The sequence below is a fragment of the Gibbsiella quercinecans genome (assembly GCF_002291425.1).
Lineage (GTDB): Bacteria > Pseudomonadota > Gammaproteobacteria > Enterobacterales > Enterobacteriaceae > Gibbsiella > Gibbsiella quercinecans.
The window spans coordinates 5,453,063-5,470,518 of the sequence record NZ_CP014136.1; the positions used below are offsets into that span (position 1 = coordinate 5,453,063).

Annotated in this window: 14 protein-coding genes and 1 pseudogene; 7 read left to right on the forward strand and 8 right to left on the reverse strand. The window is 56.6% G+C overall.

The window, feature by feature from the left end; genetic code table 11:
- The first annotated feature begins 174 nt into the window (after positions 1-174).
- Positions 175-780, forward strand: a complete 606-nt coding sequence (locus ACN28Q_RS24745; RefSeq protein ID WP_095848768.1) for an FMN-dependent NADH-azoreductase — start codon at positions 175-177, stop codon at positions 778-780.
- An 85-nt stretch (positions 781-865) separates the two neighbouring features.
- Here ACN28Q_RS24745 and ACN28Q_RS24750 read toward each other — a convergent pair whose 3' ends face one another.
- The 3 genes from ACN28Q_RS24750 to ACN28Q_RS24760 are packed head-to-tail and all read right to left on the reverse strand — an operon-like array spanning position 866 to position 4,003.
- The gene (locus ACN28Q_RS24750; RefSeq protein ID WP_095848769.1) at positions 866-1,186 is read right to left on the reverse strand and encodes a YdbL family probable chaperone protein; all 321 of its coding nucleotides are present in this window, start codon (positions 1,184-1,186) and stop codon (positions 866-868) included.
- A 10-nt stretch (positions 1,187-1,196) separates the two neighbouring features.
- A complete protein-coding gene (locus tag ACN28Q_RS24755; RefSeq protein WP_413541211.1) occupies positions 1,197-1,373 on the reverse strand; it encodes a YnbE family lipoprotein in 177 nt (58 codons plus the stop codon).
- A 17-nt stretch (positions 1,374-1,390) separates the two neighbouring features.
- Complete coding sequence (locus tag ACN28Q_RS24760) at positions 1,391-4,003, reverse strand: YdbH family protein (RefSeq protein WP_095848771.1); 2,613 nt, start codon at positions 4,001-4,003, stop codon at positions 1,391-1,393.
- Between the two features lie 383 nt (positions 4,004-4,386).
- Between ACN28Q_RS24760 and ACN28Q_RS24765 the strand changes: the two genes are divergently transcribed.
- The gene (locus ACN28Q_RS24765; RefSeq protein WP_095848772.1) at positions 4,387-5,379 is read left to right on the forward strand and encodes a 2-hydroxyacid dehydrogenase; all 993 of its coding nucleotides are present in this window, start codon (positions 4,387-4,389) and stop codon (positions 5,377-5,379) included.
- A gap of 56 nt (positions 5,380-5,435) precedes the next feature.
- Here ACN28Q_RS24765 and ACN28Q_RS24770 read toward each other — a convergent pair whose 3' ends face one another.
- Both ACN28Q_RS24770 and ACN28Q_RS24775 read right to left on the reverse strand, forming a co-directional pair.
- Positions 5,436-5,702, reverse strand: coding sequence for a putative hemolysin (locus ACN28Q_RS24770; RefSeq protein ID WP_095848773.1), 267 nt, complete (start codon positions 5,700-5,702; stop codon positions 5,436-5,438).
- A 261-nt stretch (positions 5,703-5,963) separates the two neighbouring features.
- Positions 5,964-6,296 carry a DMT family transporter gene (locus tag ACN28Q_RS24775; RefSeq protein WP_095848774.1) on the reverse strand — a complete coding sequence of 111 codons (333 nt, stop codon included), beginning with the start codon at positions 6,294-6,296 and terminating at the stop codon, positions 5,964-5,966.
- A 293-nt stretch (positions 6,297-6,589) separates the two neighbouring features.
- Between ACN28Q_RS24775 and nifJ the strand changes: the two genes are divergently transcribed.
- Positions 6,590-10,123 carry a pyruvate:ferredoxin (flavodoxin) oxidoreductase gene (gene nifJ / locus ACN28Q_RS24780; RefSeq protein WP_095848775.1) on the forward strand — a complete coding sequence of 1,178 codons (3,534 nt, stop codon included), beginning with the start codon at positions 6,590-6,592 and terminating at the stop codon, positions 10,121-10,123.
- Between the two features lie 183 nt (positions 10,124-10,306).
- A complete protein-coding gene (locus ACN28Q_RS24785) occupies positions 10,307-11,164 on the forward strand; it encodes an arginase family protein (RefSeq protein WP_095848776.1) in 858 nt (285 codons plus the stop codon).
- Positions 11,165-11,236: 72 nt separating this feature from the next.
- On the opposite strand, the gene fraE is transcribed toward ACN28Q_RS24785, so the two are convergent.
- Entirely contained in the window at positions 11,237-12,280 is a 1,044-nt protein-coding gene (gene fraE, locus ACN28Q_RS24790) for a fructose-asparagine asparaginase (RefSeq protein ID WP_095848777.1), read from the reverse strand.
- Between the two features lie 218 nt (positions 12,281-12,498).
- Here fraE and ACN28Q_RS24795 point away from each other — a divergent pair.
- Positions 12,499-12,769, forward strand: a pseudogene (locus tag ACN28Q_RS24795) (site-specific integrase); the annotation flags it as partial.
- A 79-nt stretch (positions 12,770-12,848) separates the two neighbouring features.
- Positions 12,849-13,784: a tRNA 2-thiocytidine(32) synthetase TtcA gene (ttcA, locus tag ACN28Q_RS24800; protein WP_095848778.1), complete on the forward strand. Its 936-nt coding sequence runs from the start codon at positions 12,849-12,851 to the stop codon at positions 13,782-13,784.
- A 279-nt stretch (positions 13,785-14,063) separates the two neighbouring features.
- Here the strand turns inward: ttcA and zntB are convergent, their stop codons facing one another.
- Positions 14,064-15,047, reverse strand: coding sequence for a zinc transporter ZntB (gene zntB, locus ACN28Q_RS24805; protein WP_095848779.1), 984 nt, complete (start codon positions 15,045-15,047; stop codon positions 14,064-14,066).
- Positions 15,048-15,301: 254 nt separating this feature from the next.
- Here zntB and ACN28Q_RS24810 point away from each other — a divergent pair, with 254 nt between their 5' ends.
- On the forward strand, positions 15,302-15,550 hold the full coding sequence (locus tag ACN28Q_RS24810; RefSeq protein WP_095848780.1) for a hypothetical protein: 249 nt from the start codon (positions 15,302-15,304) through the stop codon (positions 15,548-15,550).
- 103 nt (positions 15,551-15,653) lie between these two features.
- Here ACN28Q_RS24810 and ACN28Q_RS24815 read toward each other — a convergent pair whose 3' ends face one another.
- Entirely contained in the window at positions 15,654-17,276 is a 1,623-nt protein-coding gene (locus ACN28Q_RS24815) for a peptide ABC transporter substrate-binding protein (protein ID WP_095848781.1), read from the reverse strand.
- Positions 17,277-17,456: the final 180 nt, after the last annotated feature.

The following is a 17,456-nucleotide window of genomic DNA, read 5'->3' on the forward strand; positions in this document are numbered from 1 at the left end:
CATCGCAAAAATTTCCCGTAATCCATCTGGTTAGCGCAAACCATGCTCATTCAATAAAATCGAACGAAGATCTCGAAATATTCCGCTATCTCTGTTGAAGAAACCTATTTACAGTGTGTCCCATGCAACGGGCATTGGCCCTGATGTCACCGTCACAACTGAAAGGAATTATTGATGAGCAACGTACTGGTTCTTAAGTCAAGCATCCTGGCGACCTATTCACAGTCTAACCAACTGGCTGATTTCTTTGTTGAGCAGTGGTCTGCAACGCACAGCGGCGATACCATCACCGTGCGCGATCTGGCTGCCGATCCGGTTCCTGTTCTGGACGGTGAACTGGTCAACATTCTGCGCCCTTCCGATGCGCCGCTCAGCCCACGCCAGCAAGAAGCCCTGGCGCTGTCTGACAAACTTATCGCCGAACTGCAGGCCAACGACATCATCGTGATCGCAGCGCCGATGTACAACTTCAACATTTCCACCCAGTTGAAGAACTATTTTGATCTGATCGCTCGTGCCGGCGTGACCTTCCGTTACACGGAAAATGGCCCGGAAGGCCTGGTTAAAGGCAAACGCGCTATCATCCTGACCAGCCGCGGCGGCATCCACAAAGGCACCCCGACCGATCTGGTTGAACCATACCTGCGCCTGTTCCTGAGCTTCATCGGCATCACCGACGTAGAGTTTGTCTTCGAAGAAGGCATCGCCTATGGCCCGGACATGGCGACCAAAGCCCAGGCCGAAGCCAAGGCCGCACTGGCAGAAATCGCCGGCGCCTAACGCCGCCTGTTTATCACCTGCGCTATCCTCATAATAATCAAAAGTGTCTACATTATTGCGCGCCATCAGGCGCGCTTTTTTTATTTTACTTTTTCAACCATTGGCCGTTGATGCCGCGCACATACTCCCCGGCCGGCGCCCGCGCCACCAATTTCTGCCCCGCCATCCGCGCCACCTCATCAAGCGCGATGCTGTTACTGGCCGCCACCTGCTGGTATTGCTCGGTGCGCCCGGCATTAATACGCTCGACCAGCGCCAGCGTTTGCGCGTCCTGCTTCAGCGGCGCCACATAGCCGCTCAGCGTTTCGCCCACGCGCCCTTGCTGCTTGGCCTCGTTCAGCGTCAGCGCCATTGCCGTGCCGCACATCAACCAGGCCGCCAACAGCCACAGATATCGTTTTTTCATACCCGGCCCCTTAGAACAGATCGCTGCGGTTTTTCAGCATATTTTCCACGTCTTTATCCACTTTGATGTGGATCTCATGCTCAATCTTGACGTTCATATTGATGGTTATCGGGTCTTTAGGCGTGGCCACTTCAATGCGCGGCACACAGCCCGCAAGGCCACAAACAGAGAGTACGGCAGCCAGCATCGGCCCGGTCACGGTCTTCATTGTTGATCCCCTGGTTTTGAGAGGGCTTGCTCCAGCCACTCTTGTAAATTGTCGCCAAAGCGTAAACTGCGCCAGAGTTGGAACACGTTTTCCTGATGGCTGTAGTTGAGAATAACCTCGCGCTTGGCGTTTTTCTGCGGGTTTAGCCCCTCAATCTTCGCCCGTAGCGCCAATTCGCCCAGGTTATTGAGATCGACCCGGGCCTGGGTGCGGTTAATTTCCATATAGCGCAGCCAGTCGATGGCCATGCCGCTGACCATATTTTTGCTGCCAATGGCATCGGCCATGTCTTTATCCAAACGCAGCGTCAACATACCGGCATTGGCGATCCAGCCGTTGCGCACCAGCCACTGCGGATCGTTCAGATACAGCGGCAGTTCGCCGTTCACCCGGCCGGACATGGCAAACTGCTTGGGCTTGAGGGCGGTAAACAGCGCGCTGAGATCGATCCGTTCCAGCTTCAGCACCGCGGCGGCGTGCTGCGGCAGCCGCAGCGCCGACAGGCTGATATGCCCGTTCAGCATATCGACGCCCACGTTGCTGAGCGTCAGCGGCCGCGCTTCACTGTACGGGTAGCTGCCTTGCAGATCGGCGGTGATATTCTGCATCTGGAACAGGTTATTGAGCGCCGCTATCCGCAGCGCCACCGGCTGCCTGGTGCCCAGTTGCCAGATGTGATCCTTCAGCCGATAAGGCAAAACAAAATCCAGCCCGCTCACGTCACCGTCTTGCAACCACAGACCGCCGTTTTTCACCACCCAGTGCCCGCCGGCCTCAAAACCTTGCTCACGCGCAGCGGAAAACGCCGCCTGGGCATAAAATTCGCCGTTGTTCAGCGTGATGTTGGCGTCTTTAGCCAGCAATGGCTGGAATACCGTCAATGACTGCTTCGGCCACCAGCCCTCGCCGCGCAAACGTTCGCCGTCCCAGCGGCCACGCAGCTTAATCGGCCCGATATCCCGCGCCTGCAGTTGCCCGCGCAGTAGGAAGTGTAAAGGATCGCTCCCGGCAAGTTGCAAATCCAGCACCGGTGCCGGCAGGCGCCCGCCGTTGCCGAAACCAATCTGCTCTGCCACCAGTTGCAACGCGCCGCCGAGCGATGGGGCTTCATCACCCCGCTGCCACACCAGCGGCTCACGCAGGCTAAGGCGCGGCGCCGCTACCGTGACCAACCCATACTGCAGGCGATCAAAACCGCTGGAGAGACGATCGAGCCCCAGCGTCGGCCCCTGCCAACGGCCGCTGCCCGCCACATCCCAATTGGCCTGCAGCGGCGGAAGGCGGCCACGGCCCCAATAGCGCCACTGCCAATCGCCGCTGTCCGGCCAGAAGTTCTGCGCCTTGCCATCCAGATGCACATGCACCTTGCCCCAGTAACTGTCGCTGGCCCGGATTATCGCCTGTAAACGCCCACTGATCCCGGCCAGCGTCACGTTAACCCCGGCCAACGGCAAACGCATCTCTTCCAGCTTCATCTCTGGCGATACATTGCCCCAGGCCCGTAATAACGACCCCGGCTGCAGCGATAGCGTGGGGTTCAAAACACTGCCGCCGATCACACCGGGAATCGACGCCGTGGCGGAAAAATCCGCAAAGTTGGCCTGGCCCGTCAGGCGGAAGGCCAGATCGCTATCAACCAGGCTCAGCTTGCCCGGCCCCAGCGTCAACACGGCGTTACCTTTGCCGTTATGCCCCGCGGTGATCACATTGAGGCGAGCGCTGATCTGCATCGCATCCAGCCCCTCGGCCCAGTTGCCCACCCCGGCGCTGATGCCGCCGCTCAGCGGTTGGCCGGCGTACGGCCAGCGCCACTGCCCCTGGTTGATGTTCAACGTCTGTGCGCTGACTGACCACGGCAGCGTTGCCAGCTGCTGCCCGGCACCTTTTTCCTGCAGCACCAGCACCCCTTGCTGTTGCTGCCACTGTAGATTCAGCAGCAACGGTTGCTGCAGATACGGCGTCAGCATCTCCCCCTGGATCGCCCCCTGTTCCGGCAGGCGATCCAGGCTGAGCGGCACGGTCAATTTGCCGTTTAAGTGCAAGGGCTGGGTGCCGCCGGGCGGCATTATCGTGAGGTTGTTCAGGGTCAGTTGCTGTTTGTCGTCAAGCCATGCGGCCAGGCTGAGGTTATCGCCCTGGTAGCTCAACTGCTGGCCGCCGCCGGCGGCATGTAACTGCAGCTTGCCGGCATACTGTTGCCACGGCAGCAGAGTGAAATGCGCCACGGTGACATCCAGCGCCGGCAGCCGTTGCTGAAGCTTGTCGATAGAAAGCGGTTCGCCAGCGCTATCCCCTGGCGGGAGCCTGGCCAGGCAGGCGGTATCCACACTGACGCGCTCACTGGCCAACTGCCAGCGCCCATCCACATAGCCCAGGCTGGCCGCGCCCACCGTGGCCAGCGGGCAGCCCTGGGCGCGTAGGCTAAGCCCCGGCAACTGCAATGCCCCCTGGTGCCAGCGCAATGGGCCGGCCAGTGTGAGTTGCGTGCCCGGCGGCAACCACTGCGCAGCCAGGCGGGGCAACCAGCGCGGCAGGGTTTGCCACAGCGCGGCCAGCAGGATAGTGCCCCCGGCAACAACCCCGATAACAATTTTCAGGCGCTTATTCATTGAATAATTGCTTCATTCCTGTTGAAGGCATCACTGTACCCGATGGCCGAAAGTATAATAGTAGGCCACGGCGGCAGTGAGCCTGTCCCTATTCTGGCCGTTATGATGGCATGAATTAGCCGGTGGATGAAGTTACCTGCCAAATTCAGCATTCTTCTTAATATAGGCAGTTAGCCCATCGTCAACGTGTTAACCTGAATCTTCGATGGGGTATTCGCAGCGAGAGTTTTACATCTTTTACCCTGATTGATTAACAATCATAAAAGTAGAAATAAAAGCATAAAAACAATTAGTTAACACATCAATTGTAGGGTTGTAAATTCATTGTCCGATGGTGTGAAACTCATTAAGATGGCCGCAGGATCACAGTGGGAGAAACCACGATGAAATTGGCGATATACAGCACCAAACAGTATGACCGTAAATACCTCGAGTTGGTAAACCAGCAGTTCGGCTATCAACTGGAGTTTTTCGATTTTATGCTCAGCCCAAGGACCGCCAAAACCGCCGCCGGCTGTAATGCCGTGTGTATTTTCGTTAATGACGATGGCAGCCGCAAGGTGTTGGAGGAGTTGGCGCAGATGGGGATCAAGATCCTCGCGCTGCGCTGCGCCGGCTTTAACAATGTCGATCTGGCCGCCGCCAGCGAGTTGGGGATTAAGGTGGTGCGCGTGCCGGCCTATTCGCCAGAAGCGGTGGCAGAACACGCCGTCGGCATGATGATGTGCCTTAACCGCCGCATTCACCGCGCCTATCAGCGCACCCGCGATGCCAACTTCTCGCTCGAAGGGCTGATTGGCTTCAACATGTACAACCGCACCGCCGGCGTTATCGGCACCGGTAAAATCGGCGTGGCGGCGATGCGTATCCTGAAGGGCTTCGGTATGACGCTGCTGGCTCACGATCCCTATCCCAGCGAACAGGCGCTGGAACTGGGTGCCGAATACGTGCCGCTGAAAACGCTGTACGCACGTTCGGACGTGATTACCCTGCACTGCCCGCTGACGCCGGAGAACCACCACTTGCTGAATGCCGAAGCCTTTGCGCTGATGAAAAAAGGGGTGATGATAGTTAACACCAGCCGCGGCGGGCTGATTGATTCATCGGCCGCCATCGAGGCGCTTAAGCAGCAAAAAATCGGCGCGCTGGGCATGGACGTCTATGAAAATGAGCGGGATCTGTTCTTTGAGGACAAATCCAACGATGTGATTCAGGACGATGTATTCCGCCGCCTTTCCGCCTGCCACAACGTGCTGTTTACCGGCCATCAGGCGTTCCTGACGGAAGAGGCGTTAACCAGCATCGGGCAGACCACGCTGAAAAACATCGAGCAGCTTTCACGCGGCGAACCGTGCCCCAATCTATTGAACGAATAAAACCGACGGGGTGCCTGCCGCACCCCGCTTCACGCCCTGCCCGTTAGCCGCGGCAATCAGCCGGCCGCGGAGCATGCCCCCTGGCCCAGCGCCCACTCTTCGCAACGCTTGCCGTTTGGCATCTGGCACATTTTCACCGCATCGCCATTCAAGGAATGGGCGACGGTGGTGACGCCGCCAGCGCGGGCACAGAGCGCACTGGTCGGTAACGTATTAATATTCAGGCTGGTTGCCTTTTGAACGGGTTCATCATTACTGCCGTTGCTGCTACAGGCAGCCAACAGCAACACGGCACTGGCAAACAACCCTCTCGCTACGATCATTCTTCCACTCCCGAACCGATATTACGCTATCCCCGCCAATTAACTTTTCACGCTAATCCACGGAGCTAATTTGTGCAGATACAAACTGACCAAGCCGATAATTGGCCAGGCATTGGCGTTTGACGATGTGCAGCGTCTAATTTAGACCGATAAATAAATAATGAAAATAGACTTTCACGTTTATTTCGGCACGAAAGAAAAAATAATCCGCATAGGTTAAAACGCAGATAATGCCGCTCGTATCAACATATACAAAACTGCCTAGTGCACAGACGCCTTCGACCACAGATTAATCACCAAAACACCGGCGATGATCAACGCCAGGCCAAACACCGCCGGCCAGTCGAGCTTTTGCTGATAAATAAACATCGCGGCAATCGTCACCAATACGATGCCCAGCCCCGACCAGAGCGCATACACAATCCCAAGCGGCATGGTTTTTACCACCACGGAAAGCCCATAAAATGACACGGAGTAACCGGCAACCACCAGCAGCGAAGGCCAAAGCCGGGTAAAACCTTCCGATGCTTTAAGCATCGTCGTGGCAATAACTTCCGCAATAATCGCCATGATTAAATACATAAATCCAGACATAGGCTTCTTCCATGTGTCGTCATATTGACAAAAAAGGTTCTGCGCTACCGCAACCGTTTTAGGCGAAACCCGGCTGAAATAGCGTAATACTGGCCCAGTATATTAGGGCCGAGTTAAACTGACGTTAAAGCAATGTGGCGCCAGCAAAAATTCCGTGCCACTCCCCCCGCCATTCTATTCATTCGGCCACACAAATGCGATAGAGAGCCAATGCGCCACTCTGCTAGACTTCGCCCATTACTGCAAAAGCACAGATCCTTTTGCAGCTTTGCGAGCAATGAAAGGTACTATTAATGATTACTACAGACGGTAATAATGCAGTAGCGTCCGTGGCCTATCGCACCAATGAAGTGATTGCCATTTACCCGATTACCCCCAGTTCCACCATGGCGGAACAGGCGGACGCCTGGTCTGGTGATGGCCGTAAAAATATCTGGGGCGACGTACCGCGAGTGGTGGAAATGCAATCCGAAGGCGGCGCTATCGCCACGGTGCACGGTGCGTTGCAGACGGGCGCATTATCAACCTCGTTTACCTCATCGCAGGGCCTGCTGCTGATGATCCCCACACTGTACAAACTGGCTGGTGAACTGACGCCGTTTGTGCTGCACGTTGCAGCACGCACCGTAGCGACCCACGCGCTGTCAATTTTCGGCGATCACTCCGACGTGATGGCCGTGCGCCAAACCGGCTGCGCGATGCTGTGCGCCAGCAACGTCCAGGAAGCGCAAGATTTTGCCCTGATTTCACAAACGGCGACCCTTAACAGCCGCCTGCCGTTTATTCACTTTTTCGACGGTTTTCGCACGTCGCATGAAATCAATAAAATCGTCCCGCTGAGCGATGACACGCTGCAGCAAATGCTGCCGCAAGACGCCATCGCCGCACACCGCCGCCGCGCGTTGTCGCCGGATCATCCGGTGGTGCGCGGCACGTCCGCCAACCCGGACACCTATTTCCAGTCGCGTGAAGCCACTAACCCCTGGTACAACAACACCTACCAGCACGTCGCAGACGCCATGGCGCAATTCGGCCAGCTAACCGGTCGCCATTATCAACCTTTCGAATATTATGGCCACCCGCAGGCTGAACGCGTGGTGATCCTGATGGGCTCCGCCATCGGCACCTGCGAAGAGGTCATCGATACCCTGCTCACCCGCGGCGAAAAGGTCGGCGTGCTGAAAGTGCGCCTGTTCCGCCCCTTTGCGGCCGAACACCTGCTGGCGGTGCTGCCGCAAAGCGTCAGGAAAATCGCCGTGCTCGATCGCACCAAAGAGCCGGGCGCCCAGGCTGAACCGCTGTATCTGGACGTGATCACTGCGCTGGCGGAAGCCTTCAGCCGCGGCGAACGCGATACCCTGCCGTTAGTGATCGGTGGCCGTTACGGCCTCTCTTCCAAAGAGTTCGGCCCGGACTGCGCGCTGGCGGTGTTCAACGAGCTGGCGCAGGATAAGCCACGCCCACGCTTTACCGTCGGCATCTTTGACGATGTTACCGGCCTTTCGCTGCCGCTCAGTGACGAAACCCTGCCTTCGCGCGCCACATTGGAAGCGCTGTTTTACGGGCTGGGCAGCGACGGTTCCGTCTCCGCCACCAAAAATAACATCAAGATTATCGGCAACAGCACGCCGCTGTTCGCCCAAGGTTACTTCGTTTACGACTCCAAAAAGGCGGGCGGCCTGACGGTTTCGCACCTGCGCGTGAGCAAACAGCCGATCAACTCGGCCTATCTGGTCAGCCACGCCGATTTCGTCGGCTGCCACCAGTTGCAGTTTATCGATAAATATCAAATGGCGGAGCGGCTGAAACCCGGTGGGATTTTCCTGCTCAATACGCCGTACAGCGCCGATGAGGTATGGGGCCGTTTGCCGAACGAAGTGCAGGCGGTGCTGAACCAACGCCAGGCCCGTTTTTACATCATCAACGCCGCCAAGCTGGCGCGTGAATGCCAACTGGGCGCGCGCATCAACACCGTGATGCAGATGGCGTTCTTCCACCTGACGCAAATTCTGCCCAGCGACATCGCCCTGCAACAGTTGCAGGACGCCATCGCCCGCAGCTACAGCAGCAAAGGCCAGGAAATCGTTGAGCGCAACTGGCAAGCGCTGGGCGCCACCCGCGAAGCGCTGATCGAAATTCCGTTGCAGCCGGTTGACGATAGCAGCCCAATGCGCCCGCCGGTAGTTTCCGATGCCGCACCGGACTTCGTCAAAACCGTGACCGCCGCCATGCTGGCCGGATTGGGCGACGCACTGCCGGTCTCTGCCTTCCCGCCGGACGGCACCTGGCCGGTGGGCACCACCCAGTGGGAAAAACGCAACATCGCCGAAGAGATCCCAATCTGGCAGCCGAACTTATGCACCCAGTGCAACCACTGCGTGGCCGCCTGCCCGCACTCGGCGATCCGGGCGAAAGTGGTGCAACCGGCCGCGCTGGAGGGCGCGCCGGCTTCGCTGCAATCGCTGGACGTGAAGGCCCGCGATATGCGCGGCCAGAAATACGTGCTGCAGGTTGCTCCGGAAGACTGCACCGGCTGTAACCTGTGCGTTGAAGTCTGCCCGGCGAAAGACCGCCAGAACCCGGAAATCAAAGCCATCAATATGGCTTCGCGCCTGGATAATCTGGTGGAGGAAAAACAGCATTACGATTTCTTCCTGCAGTTGCCGGAAATCGATCCTGCGCAACTGGAGCGTATCGATATCCGCACTTCGCAGTTGATCACCCCGCTGTTCGAATACTCCGGCGCCTGCTCCGGCTGCGGCGAAACCCCGTACATCAAGCTGCTGACCCAGCTGTATGGCGATCGCCTGCTGATTGCCAACGCCACCGGCTGTTCGTCGATTTACGGCGGCAACCTGCCGACCACGCCCTACACCACCAACGCCGAAGGCCGCGGCCCGGCGTGGGCCAACTCGCTGTTTGAAGATAACGCCGAATTTGGCCTGGGCTTCCGCCTGACGGTGGATCAGCACCGCAAACGCGTGCTGCGGCTGTTGGAAACCCTGGCGCCGCAGTTGCCGGCCCAACTGGTGGCCAGCCTGCAGATGCCGGATATCGCGCCGGAACCGCGCCGCCAGCAAATTGCCGAGCTGCGAGCGCAACTGATTGCCATCGACAGCGACGATGCGCGTCAGTTGGCGACCGATGCCGACTATCTGGTGGATAAATCCATTTGGCTGATCGGTGGCGACGGCTGGGCCTACGACATTGGCTTCGGCGGCCTGGATCACGTGCTGAGCCTGACGGAAAACGTCAATGTGCTGGTGCTGGATACCCAGTGCTATTCCAACACCGGTGGGCAGCAGTCGAAGGCCACGCCGCTTGGGGCCGTGACCAAATTCGGTGAGAAAGGCAAGCGCAAGGCGCGCAAGGATCTGGGCGTCAGCATGATGATGTATGGCCACGTGTACGTGGCGCAGATCTCGCTAGGCGCGCAGCTTAACCAAACGGTAAAAGCAATTCAGGAAGCCGAAGCCTACCCAGGCCCTTCGCTGATCATCGCTTACAGCCCGTGTGAAGAGCATGGCTACGATCTGGCGCTCAGCCACGATCAGATGAAACAGCTGACCGCCACCGGCTTCTGGCCGCTGTACCGCTTTGATCCGCGCCGTGCGCAGGAAGGAAAAGTCGCGCTGGCGCTGGATTCACGGCCACCAAGCAGCAACCTGAGCGAAACGTTGCTGAAGGAGCAGCGTTTCCGCCGCCTCAACGCGCAGCAGCCAGACGTCGCCAGCGCGCTGTACCAGGCCGCGGAAAAAGAGCTGCAGGAAAAATACGATTTCCTCAGCATGCTGGCCGGAAAAGCGGAAAAATCCACCAGCGAGTAAACCGCAAAGGGCGCGCCGCCGCGCGCCCTTTTCTTATTGCCTGCCGTCGCTACCGCCTTGCAGACCGCCTTCACATTCTGTTCATTCGCTTGCATTAATGGCATAGCCGAAAAGATATACTTGTTCACGTCATTGCGGCCATAAACCCGGATACGTTCATTTCTGCGACCGAGGAGCCAACCCATGATCCATCAGTTAATTTGTATTCCCTATGACTCCGGGCACCCTCATGCCCGGATGGGCGCGGGCCCCATGCACCTTGCCAAATATGGGGCCGTTGAGCGGCTGCAGCAGTACGGCTCGGTTATGCTGCAAACGCTCGACATATCCCCCCGATTCCCGACCGAAATTGGCACCGCCTTTGCGCTGCATCGCGCGGGGGCATCGGCGGTTGAAGCGGCCTTAATGGCAGGCAAACGGCCTATCGTATTATCCGGCAACTGCAACAGTTCATTGGGCACGGTAGCCGGCATACAACGCGCCAGCCCAGAGAAACTGCTGGGGGTGATCTGGTTTGATGGGCATGGCGATTGTAATACGCCGGCAACCTTCAACGGGGATTTTCTGGATGCGATGGGAATCAGCACCCTCACCGGCCGTTGCTGGCAGGCGCTTGTCACCACGGTTGCCGGCTTCCGCCCGCTTCCCGATGAAAATGTCGTCCTGGTGGGCGGCCACGGAGCCGATCTGGGCGACAAACGCGTTCTTTCCCAATCGGCCATTGAGCAGATCCCGCCCGATACGGATATCCTCGACAGGCTGATGGCGGCAATACATCGCCTGACCGGCCAAGGCATTACCCAGATTTATTTCCACCTTGATGTCGATGTTCTTGATCCGACGTTTGGCATGGGGAATGAATTCGCGCCGCCGGGCGGGCTGCGGCCAGAAACGCTGATTCAGTGCGCCGAGTTGCTTTCTGCCCACGCTGCAGTGGCCGCGCTGGGGATCGCCTCTTTTGATCCCGCGCTGGATATTAACGGCACGGTTACTGAGGTTGCGCTTGAGGTGATCGCCGCCGTAGCGCGTAACGTGCATTAACAAACGCGCACCGGGTTGCCGATAGCAAAAGGCCCGCATCATTGCGGGCCTTTTGTGATTAGCGGGCTTAACTTAATAAGTATGGAAATACTGCTGGATCAGCGCGGGATCCTTGGTTTGGGTCAACGCCGTCATTAGCAGAATACGTGCTTTGGCGGGGTTGAGGGAATCGGCAACCAGGCCGGGCTGGCCGTCATCCGGCGGCACCACACCGCTGCCGGTACGTGATGCCCTGACCACGATAATGCCGGCTTTTTGCGCCTTTTCAATCCCAGCCTTGCTTCTGACAGAAACCGAGCCGGCACCGGTGCCCACATAGATGATGCCATCCGCATGATGCGCGATGGCGGCATCATACATATATTCAGGATCGTCCTGATAGCCATAGATAATCACCACCTTCGGCAATGTTTTGATATTGCGTGAATCAAACACCGAACGCAGCGTATGGATTTTATCAACGCGGGTTTCAAACTGTGGTTTGCCACCGACAATCACGCCTAAATAACCTTGCTCCGGCGCCTTGAAGGTATCGAGAGTGGTTGCATTGGTTTTGCTCGCAAAGCGCGCCGCGGCAATGCGGTCATTCAGCACCACCATGACTCCACGCCCTTTGGCCGCAGGATCCGCCGCTACCGTAACCGCCTCCAACAGGTTCATCGGCCCGTCAGCGCTGATGGCCGTCGCCGGCCGCATTGCCGCCGTGAACACCACCGGTTTATTGCTTTTTACCGTCAGGTTAAGGAAATACGGCGTTTCATCTAACGTATCGGTGCCGTGGGTAATCACCACGCCATCAACATCGTCACGCGCCAGCAGTTCATTGACCCGCTGCGACAGTTTCAGGATGATGTCGCTGGTCATGTTTTCACTGCCAATATTGGCGATCTGCTCGCCATCAACCTGCGCCACATTTTTCAATTCAGGCACTGCATTTATCAGCGTCTCAACGCCGATCGCCCCCGCTTTATACCCAGTGGTCTGCGTATTGCTGGCGGCAGAACCGGCAATGGTGCCACCCGTGGCAAGGATCACCACATGGGGTAATTTTGTCGCGCTGAAAGCGCAAGTGGTTATTGTGAATAACGCTACAGCAAGCAATGCTCTAAAATTCATAGTTCAACATCCCCAAAAAAAAGAAACCAGCAAAAACTGGCGGCAACCCTAATGCAAACCCTGCGCCAGAATTTATCGCGTTAACCCACGGTATAATGTTCAAATATCAGACAAAAATACCTTTGCATCATTATTATGCACCAAATCAGTGCATTGGTGCGCTATGCCGGGGCAATGAGCTTCGCTAACACCGGCACGGCCTGATCAAACCAGGGTAAAAACCGCGCTATTCGCGATTATCGTTCGGCACAAGGTGGGCGCGGCGTAAAACGCGCTGGCATTCGCCGCCGTAATCCGTACCATACGCGGCATACTTTTATACTCGTCATACTTCAAGTTGCAGGTGTGTTGGCTTTCCTGCAACTCGAATTATTTAGTGTATCTAGGCTGGCGATTGCCAGTCGGTGAAACCCGTTTTTTATCGTGAATCGAATGGGGCATGATAAGGCGAAAATGGTGTCTGTAATTTATGGCGCACGGATTGAATAATCAGCAGGCCCGGCGACAGGCTTGCACGATGATAGGTTTTGCCCCAACGTTGCCCCCTTAGAGATTGAGAAGTTTAAAAATGACAGAAAATCAGTCAGTTACTCCTAAAGAGCAGTATAACCTGAACAAATTGCAAAAGCGCCTGCGCCGCAATGTGGGTGAAGCCATCGCCGACTACAACATGATTGAAGAAGGCGATCGCATCATGGTCTGCCTGTCCGGCGGCAAAGACAGCTACACCATGTTGGAGATTCTGCGCAACTTGCAGCAAAGCGCGCCGGTGAATTTCTCTCTGGTGGCGGTGAATCTGGATCAGAAGCAGCCGGGGTTCCCTGAGCACATTCTGCCCGCGTATCTGGAAAATTTGGGGGTGGAGTACCTGATCGTTGAAGAAAACACCTACGGCATCGTGAAAGAAAAAATTCCGGAGGGCAAAACCACCTGTTCGCTGTGTTCCCGCCTGCGCCGCGGCATCCTTTACCGCACCGCCACCGAGCTGGGTGCGACCAAAATCGCCCTTGGCCACCACCGCGACGACATCCTGCAGACCCTGTTTCTCAACATGTTCTACGGCGGCAAAATGAAAGGCATGCCGCCCAAGCTGATGAGCGATGACGGCAAGCACGTGGTGATTCGGCCGCTGGCTTACTGCCGCGAAAAAGACATTGAACGCTTCGCGCAGGCCAAAGCCTTCCCGATCATCCCCTGCAACCTGTGCGGCTCACAGCCCAACCTGCAGCGCCAGGTGATCGGCGATATGCTGCGCGACTGGGATAAACGCTACCCAGGCCGCCTGGAAACCATGTTCAGCGCCATGCAGAACGTGGTGCCCTCGCACATGTGCGATACCGAACTGTTCGATTTCAAGGGGATCCATCACGGCAGCGAAGTGGTGGGCGGCGGCGATCTGGCGTTTGACCGTGAGGAGCTTCCTCTACAGCCGGTGGGCTGGCAGCCGGAAGATGCCGAAGACGCGCCGGTGGTTCAACGCCTGGACGTGCTGGAAATAAAATAAACCCCGGCCTGTTGCCACCTGCACGATGCAACGCGGCAGCAGGCAGCAGGCAGCAGGCAGCAGGCAGCAGGCAGCAGGCAAAAAAAATGCCGGCGTTTAGGCCGGCATCATACGAATTAAATGTGCTATGCAGTAATTCTAAAATAAGAAAGTAAGACAATTATGGAGCGCAACGCCCATCGCTTGACGTTGCATTCACCTGCGAGATCAAGAATGCCGTAGTTTGCCCGGCCAAATATTGATTTTGCTCAATAGAAAACCGAATTATCCCCGCTTTCACTACAACCAACGGCTGCGTTTCAGCCACCAGGCGACGCCCAGTACCAACCCCACCAGCATCAGGCAAAAGACGGCGAATCCGTAGTTATCGGTATTCCCCGGGATCCCGCCCAGGTTAACGCCAAACAACCCGGTCAGAAAGGTTGTGGGCAGGAACACCATCGCCAATAACGACATGGTATAAGTACGGCGGTTCATGGCGTCCGCCATCACCGTGGTGATTTCGTCGGATAACACCGCGGTGCGGGCGATGCTGCTGTCCAGATCGTCCAGCGCGCGCCCCAAACGGTCGGAGATATCCTGCATGCGGCGGCGATCGTCATTTTCCATCCACGGCAAGCGCTCGCTGGCCAGGCGGGAGTAGACGTCGCGCTGCGGCGCCATGTAGCGGCGTAGCACAATCAGCTGTTTGCGTATCAGCGCCAGTTGACCACGCTCCGGGATCTGCTGCTCCAGCAAGGCGTCTTCCAGATCGATGATCTTATCGTGCAAATCTTCAATAAATTCGCTGGCGTGGTCGGTCAACGCATCGGAAATCTCCACCAGCCAGTCGCCGCTGTTGATCGGCCCGGTGCCGCTTTGCAGATCGTTAACCACTTCATCAATCGAGTACACCTTGCGGTGGCGGGTAGAAACAATCAGCCGATCGGTCATATAAACCCGGAAGGTCACCAGTTGATCCGGCCGCGAGTCGGCATTGAAGTTTATAGCGCGCAGCGTAATCATGGTGCCGTCGCCCAGCCGGCTGACCCGTGGGCGGGTGCTTTCACCGGCCAAGGCTTCGCGCACCGAATCAGGCAGTAACGGCGTGGTGTTCAGCCATTGCGCACTGGCCGGGTGGGCGTAGTCCAGATGCAGCCAGCAAGGCTTTTCACTGGTAATTGCGGCTTCATTATCGATGGGGGTTACACCGCCCTTGCCGTCAAACTGATAGGCATAGACCGCGTCAGATACCTGTACTGTTCGCCCTTCAATGACATCCATCCGTCATCCCCTTTGTTGTGCCAATACGCGTGAGTCTAGCGTTAATACCTTACAAATCAAAGACGCAGCTGGGGAGTAATTGCCGATAACGTAACGTGCGATTTCCCCAAACGGCCACCTGTCGGCCAACGCCTTATCAAGCGATAACATAATCGCATCAATGATAATGCGAAAATAAAATAAAAAATTAACATAAGTTTGTTTAACCTCACTTATATGAGGCCTATACTCTATTTAACTACGAGGAGGTAGTTATGTTAAGAGATCACTTAAAAATCGATAAAAGCTGCACGTTAGAGAAAGTACGCAATATTCACCTGCATAACCAAGGCCAAGAAGAAATCAGCGAATTTATTGTGAAAGACGCTTCCGGCAAGCCGGTGGGCAAAGTGTCAGTACACGATCACTTCAGCACCCGCCGCTCTTACCCCACCTCTTACCGCGTGACGCAAACCGATATGGCCGGGCGTGTTGTCGTTGATATCATGCCGGATCGGCTCTGATAACAGCACACTGATTTTCTCCCCCGCCTCATCAGCAAAGGGGCCGCAATGACCCCTGACGCAGATAAGCGTGCTTAATGAAAAGCGCGTGTGCCAACCTACTCTAATGCTTGATGATATACATCGTGTGGCTGTACGCCACGTCTTCCGGATTGGTGATCGGGTAGCCTTTTACCCAGGGCTTAATCAAACGCCCATTGGTGTATTGATAAATCGGCGCAATCGGCGCCTGTTCGGCAATGATCTGCTCGGCCCGGTTGTAATCGGCGTTGCGTTCGGCAGGATCGGTTTCACGGCTAGCCTGCTCCAACACCCGATCATAATCAGCACTGCGGAATTTGGCGATATTGCCGCTGTGGCTGGAAGTTAGCAGCGAAAGGAACGTTGAAGCTTCGTTATAATCCCCCACCCAAGACGCGCGAATCACATCGAAATTCCCGCTGTTGCGGCTATCAATGTAGGTTTTCCACTCCTGATTTTGTAGTTTCACCTCCACGCCCAGCTTCTTCTTCCACATCGAGGCGACGGCGATGGCGATTTTCTGGTGGCTTTCCGAGGTGTTGTATAGCAACGTCAGTTTTAACGGATTGCCTGGCCCGAAACCTGCCGCCTGCAGCAGCGTTTTGGCCTGTGCGTCCAGCTCAGCCTGGGATTGTTGTTTCAGCAGGCCGTTGTCCGGTGTGAAGCCGGCGGTCACGTCCGGAGTGAAATGGTAGGCCGGTTTTTCACCGGTACCGAGTACCTTTTCGGCAATGATTTTACGATCGATGGCATAGGACAACGCCTGGCGCACCCGCACATCGCTGGTCGGCGGCCGTTGGGTATTAAAGGCATAATAATAGGTGCCGAGCTGATCCGGGGTGTACACTTGGCCAGGGATATCTTTCAACAGTTTCTGGTACAGGTTTTTCGGGAAAGACTCGGTAATATCGATATCTCCCGCCAGGTAGCGCTTGGTCGCGTTGGATTCCTGATTAATCGGCACAAAGGTGACCTTGGTCAGCACCGTATGGGCGTGATCCCAATAGTGTGGGTTGGGCGCCAGCACCAGTTTTTCATTCACCACCCGTTCCTGCAGTTGATAGGCGCCGTTGCCGACCAGGTTACCGACTTTGGTCCAGTCGTTGCCGAACTTTTCAACCACCGCTTGCGGCACCGGGAACAGGCTGAAATTGGCCGTCAGGCTGGGGAAGTACGGTACGGGTTTATCCAACTGTACTTTAAGCGTATGGTCATCCACCGCGCTGACGCCCAGTTGATTAACCGGCTGTTTGCCGGCGATGATATCGCCGGCATTCTGGATACCGGCCAACTGAGCAAACCAGGCAAACGGCGACAGGCTTTTCGGATCCACCAGCCGCTGCCAGCTATAAACAAAATCCTTTGCCGTGACAGGGTCACCGTTAGACCAACGTGCGTCTTTGCGCAGCGTGAAAATGTAGGTCTGGTTATCTGTGGTGCTCCACGCCGTGGCCACGCCGGGAATGATTTTACCGTTGGCATCCTGGTTCACCAGGCCTTCGAACAAGTCGCGCGCCACCTGTGCTTCCGGCAGGCCCACCGCTTTGATTGGATCAAGCGAGGCCGGCTCATCCTTGATATGGCGCACGATTTCCTGCTTGTCCGCCAGCACGGTGCCGGCAGGCACCTCGGCAGCCACCGCGCTGTTGATCCCCGTACTGACAAGCACCGCGCACAGCGCCATCCGCCCTTTGATTCCCGCCATCGTCAATTATCCCCGTTAACCCTATGAATTATTTATCCTATATACCCAAAATAATTCGAGTTGCAGGAAGGCGGCAACACAGCGAACCCCCAGGAGCTTACTTGAGTAAGTGACTGGGGTGAGCGAGGAAAGCCAACACACCTGCAGCTTGAAGTATGAAGGGTATAGCACAAGATCGGC

Bases quoted from the DNA above. Each gene is read 5' to 3' on its own strand.
- ACN28Q_RS24765 (WP_095848772.1), top strand. From the start codon at position 4,387: ATGAAATTGGCGATATACAGCACCAAACAGTATGACCGTAAATACCTC.
- ACN28Q_RS24750 (WP_095848769.1), bottom strand. From the start codon at position 1,186: ATGAAAAAACGATATCTGTGGCTGTTGGCGGCCTGGTTGATGTGCGGC.
- ACN28Q_RS24785 (WP_095848776.1), top strand. From the start codon at position 10,307: ATGATCCATCAGTTAATTTGTATTCCCTATGACTCCGGGCACCCTCAT.
- fraE (WP_095848777.1), bottom strand. From the start codon at position 12,280: ATGAATTTTAGAGCATTGCTTGCTGTAGCGTTATTCACAATAACCACT.
- ACN28Q_RS24770 (WP_095848773.1), bottom strand. From the start codon at position 5,702: ATGATCGTAGCGAGAGGGTTGTTTGCCAGTGCCGTGTTGCTGTTGGCT.
- ttcA (WP_095848778.1), top strand. From the start codon at position 12,849: ATGACAGAAAATCAGTCAGTTACTCCTAAAGAGCAGTATAACCTGAAC.
- zntB (WP_095848779.1), bottom strand. From the start codon at position 15,047: ATGGATGTCATTGAAGGGCGAACAGTACAGGTATCTGACGCGGTCTAT.
- ACN28Q_RS24810 (WP_095848780.1), top strand. From the start codon at position 15,302: ATGTTAAGAGATCACTTAAAAATCGATAAAAGCTGCACGTTAGAGAAA.
- ACN28Q_RS24775 (WP_095848774.1), bottom strand. From the start codon at position 6,296: ATGTCTGGATTTATGTATTTAATCATGGCGATTATTGCGGAAGTTATT.
- nifJ (WP_095848775.1), top strand. From the start codon at position 6,590: ATGATTACTACAGACGGTAATAATGCAGTAGCGTCCGTGGCCTATCGC.
- ACN28Q_RS24815 (WP_095848781.1), bottom strand. From the start codon at position 17,276: ATGGCGGGAATCAAAGGGCGGATGGCGCTGTGCGCGGTGCTTGTCAGT.
- ACN28Q_RS24745 (WP_095848768.1), top strand. From the start codon at position 175: ATGAGCAACGTACTGGTTCTTAAGTCAAGCATCCTGGCGACCTATTCA.
- ACN28Q_RS24760 (WP_095848771.1), bottom strand. From the start codon at position 4,003: ATGAATAAGCGCCTGAAAATTGTTATCGGGGTTGTTGCCGGGGGCACT.
- ACN28Q_RS24755 (WP_413541211.1), bottom strand. From the start codon at position 1,373: ATGCTGGCTGCCGTACTCTCTGTTTGTGGCCTTGCGGGCTGTGTGCCG.